Source organism: Bradyrhizobium sp. INPA03-11B (genome assembly GCF_040446015.1).
GTDB classification, from domain to species: domain Bacteria; phylum Pseudomonadota; class Alphaproteobacteria; order Rhizobiales; family Xanthobacteraceae; genus Bradyrhizobium; species Bradyrhizobium macuxiense_A.
Genome location: NZ_JASGSR010000024.1, coordinates 78190 through 88198, shown reverse-complemented (window position 1 = coordinate 88198; position 10009 = coordinate 78190). Strand labels below are relative to the sequence as shown.

Sequence of the window (10009 nt, the reverse complement as noted above, 5' to 3'; positions counted from 1 at the left end):
ACAGCTAGAAATTACCTCGCCGTCGTCACTCTTGCTGCTATCGTCCTATGGATGCGGTAACTGTCCACACCACCTAGGGCGTGCTCGACCGCCAGCTCTGCAAGACCGGCGCCTATGTCGCAGGCCCCGACTATTCGATCGCCGACATCGCCTGCTTCCCCTGGACCATGACCCACAAGGCGCAGGGCTTCACCCTCGACGACTATCCGAACATCAAGCGCTGGTACGCGACCGTGCGCGCCCGGCCGCAGGTGCAGGCCGGGCTTGCGATCGGGAAATTCGTCAAGGAGCCGTTCGACGAGGAATCACGCAAGAACATGTTCGGCCAGCGTGCGAAGGAGCTGGTCGACAAAAAATAGTGTCCGTTATTCCGCGGCGCGACACAGTCGCGAGCTCTCCGCCTTGCGGCGCATCCCGGAATGACGAGAATGAACGTGGAAAAGATAAAGGGAAACGCCATGATCGAATTCTTCTTCGACTGTTCCAGCCCGTGGACCTATCTCGCCTGGCACAACATCCAGCCGTTGGCGAAGGAGTTCGGCGCCGAGATCACCTGGCGGCCGATCCTGGTCGGCGGCATCTTCAACACCGTCAATCCGTCGGTTTACGCGCAGCGCGAGAAGCCGGTGCCGCTCAAGGCGCGCTACATGAAGAAGGATCTCGCCGACTGGGCGCGCTCGGCCGGCCTTGCGATCAAGATGCCGCCGACCGTATTCCCGGTGAACAGCGTCAAGGCGATGCGCGGCTGCATCTGGCTCGGCAACGAGAAGATGGTGCCGTTCGCGCGCGCGGTGTTCGAGGCCTATTGGGGCGACGACAAGGACATCTCGCAGGATGCCGTCCTTACCGGGATCTGCAGCAAGCTTGGGATTGATCCGGCGCAGTTCCTGGCCGGCATCGGTGACCAGGCGATCAAGGATCAGCTCAAGGCCAACACCGAAGAGGTGATGGCGCGCGGCGGCTTCGGCTCGCCGACGATCTATCTCGACAAGACCGACATGTATTTCGGCAACGACCGCCTGCCGCTGATCCGCGAAGCGCTGGCCTGTCTCAAGGCGCGGGCCGCCTGATGCCGAAAGCCGTTGTCTGCCGCGAGCTCGGGCCGCCCGAGCGTCTTCAGCTCGAGACCTTTGCCTCGGCGCCTTTGCAGCCGGGGCAGGTGCGCGTTGCGATCCGTGCTGCCGGGATCAACTTCCCCGACATCCTGATGGCCGCCGGCGAGTACCAGCTCAAGCCGCCGCTGCCGTTCACGCCGGGCTCGGAAGCCGCCGGCGATGTCGTCGAGGTCAATAACGCTGCCGGTGTTGCGGTCGGCGACAAGGTGATCGTGAAGATGCGCTTCGGCGCCTATTGCGACGAGACGGTCGCCGTGCCGGCGCAGCTCGTGCCGGTGCCGTCGACCTTCGACTACGCGGAAGGCGCGACCTTCCTTGCCGCGCACGGCACGGCCTATCACGCGCTGATCGACCGCGGGCAGATCAAGCCGGGCGAGGTGCTGCTGGTGCATGGCGCCGGCGGCGGCGTCGGGCTTGCCGCGGTCGAGATCGGCAAGCTGCTCGGCGCCACCGTGATCGCGGCAGCCTCGAGCGAGGAGAAGCTGGCGATCGCCAAGGCGCGCGGCGCGGATCATCTCGTGCTCTATGCGCGCGAGCCGTTCCGCGATGCCGTCAAGCGCCTCACCGACGGACGCGGCGCCGATGTCGTGTTCGATCCGGTCGGCGGCGAGGTGTTCGAGAACTCGATGCGCTGCATCAACTGGGGCGCGCGGATTCTCGTCGTCGGCTTCACCGGCGGCATCGGGCTCGCCCGCACCAATCTCCTCATGATCAAGGGCGCGAGCGTGCTCGGCGTCCGCGCCGGCGAGGCGGTGCGCAAGGACCCCGCGCTCGGCGAGGTCAGGTTCAAGGCGCTGAGCGAGTGGGCCGAGTCCGGCCGGGTGCGGCCGAATATTTCGCACCGGCTGCCGCTGGAGGATTTTGCGAAGGCGATGCGGCTGTTGATCGAGCGCAAGGCGATCGGGCGTGTGGCGCTGATCACTCGGTAGAACTACGCCCTTTGCACTCGCTCTGCGCAGCGCCTGCCCAAAACTTCGGCGGCGTCGCCGTAGGGCTTTTTTACCAATCGAATGTAGGCATGATCCAACCGGGGGTTGAGTCATGTTTGAGAACACCAGGATACTTTATCGGATTGCTTTTTCCGCCTTGCTGCCGCTGATCGCATTTGCGGCGCTGGCGATCTACGACATCTCGGCGAAGTGGTCGGTTCATTCCGACATCGCCCGGATGCAGCCGATCGCCGAGGGCGTCGGCAAGCTCAGCCGACTCGTCCACGAATTGCAGCGCGAGCGCGGCCTGTCCTCGGCCTATCTCGGCAGCAAGGGCACGCAGATGCGAACCGAGCTTGCCGAGCAGCGCAAGCGCACCGACGCGGAGCGGTCGGTCGCAGCATCGGTGCTCGCAGACCTGAAGGCGCCGGGAGCCGGTGGCCTGGCCGCGGCCGCGCAAGCGGCCCAGGACGGTCTCGGTCAGCTCGACCAGCGCCGCACCGACATCGATGGCCTTGCGGTCGCGCCGCCGGCGGCGGTCGGCTATCTCACCGATACGATCGGCCGGCTGATCACCGTCATCACCGGCATTGCCAAGCTCAGCAGCGATGACGATATCTCGAAATCCATCGCCGCCTACGCCAATCTGATCGAAGGCAAGGAGCGCGCCGGGCAGGAGCGCGCAGCCGTCGCCGGCGGCATCGCTGCGGGCCGTTTCGAGCCGCAGCTCTATGTTCGCGCAGTTGGCCTTGCGGCGGCGCAGGAGAGCTTCTTCAGCGCGTTCCGCGCGGCCGCCTCGCGGGAGGCGCGTGAGCTGTTCACCCGAACGATGTCGGGTAGCGCCATCGACACATTCAACGCCATGCGCAAGACGGTCGAGCAGGGCGGGCTCACCGGCGACTTCAAGTCGCTCGACAGCAAATCGTGGTTCGACGCCGCCACCGTCCGCATCGACATGCTCAAGACGATCGAGGACGGCCTTGCTGCCGAATTGTCGCGCCTGATGGTCGACAAGAAGGCGGAGGCGACCATGAGCCTCGCCATCGTCGCCGGAATGATGCTGCTGGCGCTGCTCGCGGGATTGCTCGCCATATTGGCGATGGCGCGCAGCATCACGCTGCCGATCCATGCGCTCGCCTCTGACATGACCGGGCTCGCGGAAGGGCACCTCGATCTCAGGGTCGGCGCCACCGATCGCGGCGACGAGATCGGCGTGATGGCGCGCGCAGTGCAGTTCTTCAAGGAAAGCATGATCCGCTCCACCGAGCTCGCCGCTAGGGATAGCGAGGCCGTCAACCAGCGTGCGGCCCGCGTCGTGCGCGTCGGCGACCTCACCAACCAGTTCCACGACGATATCGGCGCGGTCATCGATGCCGTGATATCGGCGTCGGCACAACTCGAGGCGACGGCTGCGCAGATGAGCAAGAGCGCCGGCAAGACCAGCGAACAGGCCGCGAATGTCGCGGGCGCGACGCAGGCGGCGTCGAGCAACATGCAGACCGTCGCCGCCGCGACCGAGGAGTTGTCTGGCTCGGTCGGTGAGATCGGGCGGCAGGTGACGCAGTCGGCGCAGATCGCGCAGCGTGCGGCAGCCGACGGGCGGCGCACCAACGAGACGGTACAGGGGCTCTCCGCTGCCGCGGAGAAGATCGGCGACGTCGTCAAGCTGATCAGCGAGATCGCGAGCCAGACCAATCTGCTGGCGCTCAATGCCACGATCGAGGCGGCGCGCGCCGGTGACGCCGGCCGCGGCTTTGCTGTGGTTGCCGCCGAGGTCAAGACGCTTGCGGAGCAGACCGCCAGGGCGACCGACGATATCCGGGCGCAGATCGGCGCGATCCAGGCAACGTCAGGCGACGTCGTGACCGCGATCCGGGGCATGACGGTCACGATCGACGAGATCAACGAGATCGCCTCGTCGATCGCCAGCGCTGTCGAGCAGCAAGGCGCGGCGACCCAGGAGATCGCGCGCAACGTTCAGCACGCGGCCAAGGGAACGGGCGATATCTCGGCCAATATCCGTGCGGTCACCGGGGCGGCGGAGGAATCCGGGGCAGCCGCCAGCGAGGTGCTCGGCGCTTCGGAAGAGCTGTCGCGCCAGTCGGAACGCATGCGCAGCCAGGTCGTAAGCTTCATCGGCAGCATCAAGGCTGCCTGATCAGCGCATCGTTGCGAACTGCCCATCGCGCAGGAAGGCGATCGTCTGCGCGATCGCCTCCCTGTTGCGCACCAGCCAGGGATGCGAGGTGCGGATCACGATGTGATCGGCCATGCCGTCGAGCCTGGTGTTGGCGACCGACACCCTTCCGTCGTGCGGCCGCGGCAGGGCCATCGAGGTGATCGGATAGACCGAGCGGTTGCCGGCGATGATGCCGGCCGGATAGTCGATCGCTGGCAGCAGCGCGCTGGTCGCGGCATCGCGGCGGGTGACGAGCTGCTGGCCGGCGGGGCCGAAGTAGGCACGATAGGCGGCGAGGTTCTTCAGGCGGTCGGCAATCTCGCTACCGCCATTCGGCGTGCCCAGCATCACGACGCGGCCGAGCCGCGCCGGGCGATGCCGCGCCAGATAGACGCGGGCCAGCAGGCCGCCCATCGAATGGCAGACGAAATGCACGGCGCCGTCGAGGCCCTGCGCGAAGCGATCGAGCGAGGGATGGATGTCCTCGGCCAGCGCATCGAGGGGCTTGCGCCGGCTGTCATAGTCGAGGTTGAGCGTGGCAAAACCAGCATCGCCGAGCGCCAGCTCCATTTTGCGAAACGAGCGCGCCGTCCTGCTGATGCCATGCAGCAGGACGACGCCGTCGGAAGTGGACGCCGCGTGACGCCGTTCGTTCACTTATAGTCGCGCTCTTGCCACCACGGGAAATAGTCGGGCATGTCCGACGACACCTTGTTCTTGAACTGCGCCGGGCGCTTTTCCAGGAACGACACCACGCCTTCCTTGACGTCCTCGGAGCGGCCGCGGGCATAGATGCCGCGGCTGTCGACCTTGTGCGCCTCCATCGGATCGTCGGCGCCCATCATGCGCCACATCATCTGGCGGATCAGCGCCACCGACACCGGCGCGGTCTTGGCCGCGAACTCCTTGGCGAGCGCACGCGCGGTCGGCAGCAGATCGTCCGGCGGCACCACCTTGCTGACGAGCCGGCCGGCCAGCGCTTCCTGCGCCGGGAAGACGCGGCCCGAGTAGCACCATTCCAGCGCCTGCGAGATGCCGACGATGCGCGGCAGGAACCAGCTCGAGGCGGCCTCCGGCACGATCCCGCGCTGGGAGAACACGAAGCCGAAACGTGCGGCTTCGGACGCGATGCGGATATCCATCGCCAGCTGCATGGTCACGCCGATGCCGACCGCCGGACCGTTCACCGCGGCGATCACAGGCTTCAGGCACTTGAAGATGCGCAGCGTCACCTGGCCGCCGCCATCGCGAACCTGCGGATCGCTGTAGTCGACGCTGCCGTCGGCATTGCGCTTGACCGGGCCGCGCCGCGCGTCGCGGTCGAAGGTGTTGGCGCCGGAGGAGAGATCGGCGCCGGCGCAAAAGCCGCGCCCTTCGCCGGTCACGATGATCGCCCTGACGTCGTCGTCCTTGTCGGCCTTGTCGAACGCGTCGATCAGCTCCTGCTGCATCGTGGCGTTGAAGGCGTTGAGCTTGTCGGGCCGGTTCAGCGTGATGGTCAGGATCTGCTCGGCGACCTCGTACTTGATCGTCTCATACGCCATGGGGATGATTTCCTCTCGGTTTTCTTGAATGAACGACGTGCGTCGTCATCCAGTTAACCCGGCAATCATCCCTTGTGAAGAAGTCGGATGCGCAGGCTGAGCTCCGCGCATCCCCACTTGCGTTGAGGCGCTACTTCTTCGGCGGCGTCGGCCACGGCTTCTGCGGGCCGCGCAGGCCTTCGAACGCCTTGCCCATGCCGAGCACGCCGATGTCGTCGAAGCGACGGCCGATGATCTGGACGCCGATCGGAAAACCCTTCTTGTCGTAGCCGCCGTTGATCGACAGCGCCGGGTTCTCCGACATATTCCACGGCACGGTAAAGCAGATGTGCTCGAACGGCTTTGCCGGGTCGTTGAGTGGTGCTGCGAACTCGGCCGGGAAGTTCACGACCGGCGACACCGGCGAAATCACGTAGTCGACCTCGCAGAACAGTTTTGCGGCGGCTGCGCGGATCGCCATCGTCTGGTTGAAGCCGCGCACCACGTCGACACCGGAGAGCTTTGCGCCGGCCTCGGCCCAGTTGAGGATATAGGGCAGGGTCTTGCCGCGATCGGCTTGCGACAATTTCGACAGCTCGTCCCAGGTTCGCGCACGCCAGAAATTGTCGAGCCCTTCGAGCATCTCGGGCGTCAGGATGCCGTCGATCTCGGTGATGACGGCGCCGGCGGACTCGAATGCCTTCGCTGCCTTGACGACGATTTCGCGAACGTCCTTCTCGACCTTCTGGCCGGATCCGGCATCGAGCATCAGGCCGATGCGCAGCTTGCGCGGCGACTTCTCCAGCGCCTTCCAGTTCACCTCGAGCGCCGGCAGACTCATGCCGTCGCGGCGATCGGGGCGCGACAGCACGCTCATCATCAGCGCAGCGTCGTCGACGGTGCGGGTCATCGGTCCCGCGACGCGGCCGACATAGGGCGGGTCGATCGGGACGCGGCCAAGGCTCGGCTTCAGTGCGACGAGGCCGCACCAGGAGGCCGGCAGCCGCACCGAGCCGCCGATATCGGTGCCGAGATGCAGCGGGCCGTAGCCGGCGGCACCAGCTGCGCCCGCGCCGGAGCTCGAGCCGCCGGGGTTCTTACTGATATCCCAGGGATTGCGGGTGAGGGGGTGGAACGATGACAGCCCCGACGACAGCATGCCGTAATCCGGCATCGTGGTCTTGGAGAAGATCACGCAGCCGGCTTCGCGCAGCCGCGCGGCAGGCGGCGCATCCTTTTCCGCAGGCGCGAGCTTGACGCTCATCGTGCCCAGCGGCACCGGCTGGCCCTTGGTCGCGACGTTGTCCTTGATGGTGACGGGCACGCCGTCGAGCGTGCCGGCCGGCTCGGCCTGTTGCCAACGCTCGGTCGAGGCCTTGGCGACCTTTCGCGCCCCGTCGGGGTCGTACAGGTACAGCGCCTTGATGTGCGGCTCCCAGGTCGCGATCTGGGAGATGATTTCCTCGAGCACTTCGGACGGCGAGAACTGCTTGGCACGATAGCCGGCGAGCAGGTCGACGGCGGAGAGATCGTGCAGCGACGTGATGGCGTCCCCTTTCGGCTTATGCATGCGCACCTGCCGGCATGCGTTTCTCGATGATGCGAGCGAACATGCTGGCGCCGATCGGCAGGATCTTGTCGTCGAGAACATAACCGGGATTATGCACGGGCACTGAACCGTCATGACCGACCCAGAAATACGCACCGGGAACGGCCTGCATCATGTCTGCGAAATCCTCGCTGCCCATCTTGGGCGTCGAGCGGGTGATTACCTGGGCCGGATCGACCACAGTGCGCGCGACTTCCTCGACCACGCGGGACTGCTCTTCCTGATTGACCAGCACGCTGAAGCCGTCGCGGATCTCGACCGAGATTTCGGAGTCATACGCGGCCGCAAAGCCGGCGCAGATCTCGCGCATGCGCTTGCGGATCAGCGCGCGGATCTCCTCGGAGAAGCAGCGCACCGTGCCGCACATCCAGGCATCCCCGGGAATGACGTTGTAGGCCGAACCGGAATGGATCTGGGTGATCGACAGCACCGCTGCCTCGAGCGGATCGACGTTGCGGCTGACGATCGACTGCAGCGCCTGACCGAGCGTCATTGCGATCACCACCGCGTCCTTGGAGCGTTCCGGCATCGCGCCATGGGCGCCATAGCCCTGGATCCTGATGTCGAAGAAGTCGGCCGCGGCCATTGCCGGGCCCGGCAGGATCGCGATCTCGCCATGGTTGAGGTCGGGCGCGTTGTGCAGGCCGTAGACCTCGTCGCAGGGGAACTGCTTGAACAGGCCGTCCTTGATCATGGCGCGGGCGCCGCCGAGGCCTTCCTCGGCCGGCTGGAAGATGAAATGCACGGTGCCGTCGAAATTGCGGGTCTCGGCGAGATAGCGCGCCGAGCCGAGCAGCATCGTGGTGTGGCCGTCATGGCCGCAGCCGTGGAAGCGGCCGGGGATGGTCGAACGCCACTTCAGATTGGTGTTCTCCTCCATCGGCAGCGCGTCCATGTCGGCGCGCAGGCCGATCTTCCTGGTGCCGTTGCCCTTGCCCTTGAGCACGCCGACCACGCCGGTGCCGCCGAGGCCGCGATGCACCTCGATGCCCCAGCTCGAAAGCTTCTCGGCGACGATGCCCGACGTGCGGACCTCCTCGAAGCCGATCTCGGGATGCGCATGCAGATCCCGTCTGATGGCGGTGAGTTCGTCGGCAAAACTGTCGATGCGCTCAATGGTCGGCATGGCTCTCTATCCGTTTGTGCGTGATGGGGAGGTGGGTGTGAAAGTGGGGCCGTTAGGCTTGATACGAATGCCCGGCCGCAAATGTTTCCACGGCAGTGTGGCGGTGTCGGCCGGCATCGCGCCGGGCGCGGCGCAGATCAGCAGTTTCTCCGCGATCGGCTCGAAATCGGCGCGGAAATGCACCGAGCTCTTGTTGACCAGGATCTTCTGCGCGGTCGGCTCGATGCCGACATAGCGGTACATCGACTGGTCGGCAAGCTGGGCCTTGTAGGAGCCGACGACGACGCGGACGTCGCCGACCCGCAGGCAGGCCGAGGGGCCCATATCCATGTCGCGGCCGCCGAAATAGGGGCCGGGCGCCACGAACTTGCCATCCGAGAGTTGCTCGACGACGAACGTCTCCTTGTATGGCGCATCACCGGGAATGCCGGATTTACCGCCGAGCTCGAGCGTGACGGTGGCGCCGATCCCGGCCGTATGCGCGGCCTTGGCCGATTGCGGGTCGTAGATCACGCCGGTTGCGGCACTCGCCCGGTTGCGCACCAGTGCGCGCAGCATGCCTGTGGTGTCGGAATCGCCGCCGGCGCCGGGATTGTCCTGGGTGTCGGCGATGATGATCGGCCTGCTTGCCGACTTCGCCAGTTCCATCGCCAGCTGCACGCCTTCATCGGGCAAATAGATCCGGCCGTCGAAATCGTCCTCATGGCTCTCGACCAGGGCGACAACCTTGTCGGCGGCCGCATCCGCGTCGGCCTGGGTCCGGCCATAGGCGAACACGCTCGGTCCGCAATCCCTGAAATCAGCCGCCGGGAAGCCTGGCGCAAACGACAGCGTCGGCACGGCGTCGCTCTCGAGCGCGGCGAGCTTTTGATAGATGCCCTTGGTGGGCTGGTCGTTGGTGCATTGCCAGCTGATCGGGATCAGGAACGGCAATTGCCGGAATGCTTTTGCAAAGCGCTGCCCGGACTTGAGCATCAGCGCCAGATGCCGGGCGCAGGCGCGGCCGGTGTCGGCCATGTCGACATGCGGATAGGTGCGGTAGGCGATCAACGCATCGGCATGTTCGATCATCTTGGGCGAGACGTTCGCATGCAGATCGAGGCTCACCACCAGCGGCAGGTCCGGGTCGATCGCCTTGCGCACGCGGGCGAGGGTTTCGCCTTCGCCGTCGTCATAATGCTCGGTGACCATGGCGCCGTGCAGGTCGAGATAGACCGCGTCGATCGGCCCGGCCGCGACAATGCCGTCGACCATCTCGGTCACGATCCGCTCGAACGCATCCTTGCTGACATGCGCCGACGGGCTCGCCGCGGCGAAGATCGTCGGCACCAGCTCCCAGCCATTGGCTTCCGCGGCCTCGACGAACCCGGCAAGGCCGACATTGATCTTGCGCATGACCTTGAGCACGTCGGCGCCATGCGTCATCGACGGCCAGCCGCCGCCATGCACGAAGTCGTCATAGGTTGCCTTCGTCGGCGCGAAGGTGTTGGTCTCGTGCAGGAAGCCGCCAACGGCAATGCGGGTCATC

General features: G+C 65.9%; 8 protein-coding genes and 1 pseudogene. 4 read left to right on the top strand and 5 right to left on the bottom strand.

All coding sequences use genetic code 11. The features are described from left to right. Nucleotides 1-77: 77 nt before the first annotated feature. The 4 genes and pseudogenes from QMZ05_RS13015 to QMZ05_RS13000 all read left to right on the top strand — a co-directional run. Nucleotides 78-359, top strand: a pseudogene (locus QMZ05_RS13015) (glutathione binding-like protein); the annotation flags it as partial. Nucleotides 360-458: 99 nt separating this feature from the next. After that, the gene (locus QMZ05_RS13010; RefSeq protein WP_353701108.1) at nt 459-1070 is read left to right on the top strand and encodes a 2-hydroxychromene-2-carboxylate isomerase; all 612 of its coding nucleotides are present in this window, start codon (nt 459-461) and stop codon (nt 1068-1070) included. Further along, a complete protein-coding gene (locus tag QMZ05_RS13005) occupies nt 1070-2044 on the top strand; it encodes an NADPH:quinone oxidoreductase family protein (RefSeq protein ID WP_353701107.1) in 975 nt (324 codons plus the stop codon). Before QMZ05_RS13010 ends, QMZ05_RS13005 begins: the two co-directional genes overlap by 1 nt. 112 nt (nt 2045-2156) lie before the next feature. Beyond that, nucleotides 2157-4202 carry a nitrate- and nitrite sensing domain-containing protein gene (locus QMZ05_RS13000; protein WP_353701106.1) on the top strand — a complete coding sequence of 682 codons (2046 nt, stop codon included), beginning with the start codon at nt 2157-2159 and terminating at the stop codon, nt 4200-4202. On the opposite strand, the gene QMZ05_RS12995 is transcribed toward QMZ05_RS13000, so the two are convergent. From QMZ05_RS12995 to QMZ05_RS12975, 5 genes are all read right to left on the bottom strand, one after another. Further along, entirely contained in the window at nt 4203-4880 is a 678-nt protein-coding gene (locus tag QMZ05_RS12995) for an alpha/beta fold hydrolase (protein ID WP_353701105.1), read from the bottom strand. It lies immediately after the preceding gene. Then, the gene (locus QMZ05_RS12990) at nt 4877-5767 is read right to left on the bottom strand and encodes a crotonase/enoyl-CoA hydratase family protein (protein WP_074130099.1); all 891 of its coding nucleotides are present in this window, start codon (nt 5765-5767) and stop codon (nt 4877-4879) included. The genes QMZ05_RS12995 and QMZ05_RS12990 overlap by 4 nt, the downstream gene beginning before the upstream one ends. A gap of 130 nt (nt 5768-5897) precedes the next feature. Beyond that, nucleotides 5898-7316, bottom strand: a complete 1419-nt coding sequence (locus QMZ05_RS12985; protein ID WP_353701104.1) for an amidase — start codon at nt 7314-7316, stop codon at nt 5898-5900. Then, nucleotides 7309-8481, bottom strand: a complete 1173-nt coding sequence (locus QMZ05_RS12980) for a M20 aminoacylase family protein (protein WP_353701103.1) — start codon at nt 8479-8481, stop codon at nt 7309-7311. Before QMZ05_RS12980 ends, QMZ05_RS12985 begins: the two co-directional genes overlap by 8 nt. A gap of 6 nt (nt 8482-8487) precedes the next feature. Beyond that, entirely contained in the window at nt 8488-10008 is a 1521-nt protein-coding gene (locus tag QMZ05_RS12975) for a M81 family metallopeptidase (RefSeq protein ID WP_353701102.1), read from the bottom strand. Nucleotide 10009 lies beyond the last annotated feature (1 nt).

Bases quoted from the DNA above. Each gene is read 5' to 3' on its own strand.
- QMZ05_RS12985 (WP_353701104.1), bottom strand. From the start codon at position 7,316: ATGCATAAGCCGAAAGGGGACGCCATCACGTCGCTGCACGATCTCTCC.
- QMZ05_RS12980 (WP_353701103.1), bottom strand. From the start codon at position 8,481: ATGCCGACCATTGAGCGCATCGACAGTTTTGCCGACGAACTCACCGCC.
- QMZ05_RS13010 (WP_353701108.1), top strand. From the start codon at position 459: ATGATCGAATTCTTCTTCGACTGTTCCAGCCCGTGGACCTATCTCGCC.
- QMZ05_RS12990 (WP_074130099.1), bottom strand. From the start codon at position 5,767: ATGGCGTATGAGACGATCAAGTACGAGGTCGCCGAGCAGATCCTGACC.
- QMZ05_RS13005 (WP_353701107.1), top strand. From the start codon at position 1,070: ATGCCGAAAGCCGTTGTCTGCCGCGAGCTCGGGCCGCCCGAGCGTCTT.
- QMZ05_RS12975 (WP_353701102.1), bottom strand. From the start codon at position 10,008: ATGACCCGCATTGCCGTTGGCGGCTTCCTGCACGAGACCAACACCTTC.
- QMZ05_RS13000 (WP_353701106.1), top strand. From the start codon at position 2,157: ATGTTTGAGAACACCAGGATACTTTATCGGATTGCTTTTTCCGCCTTG.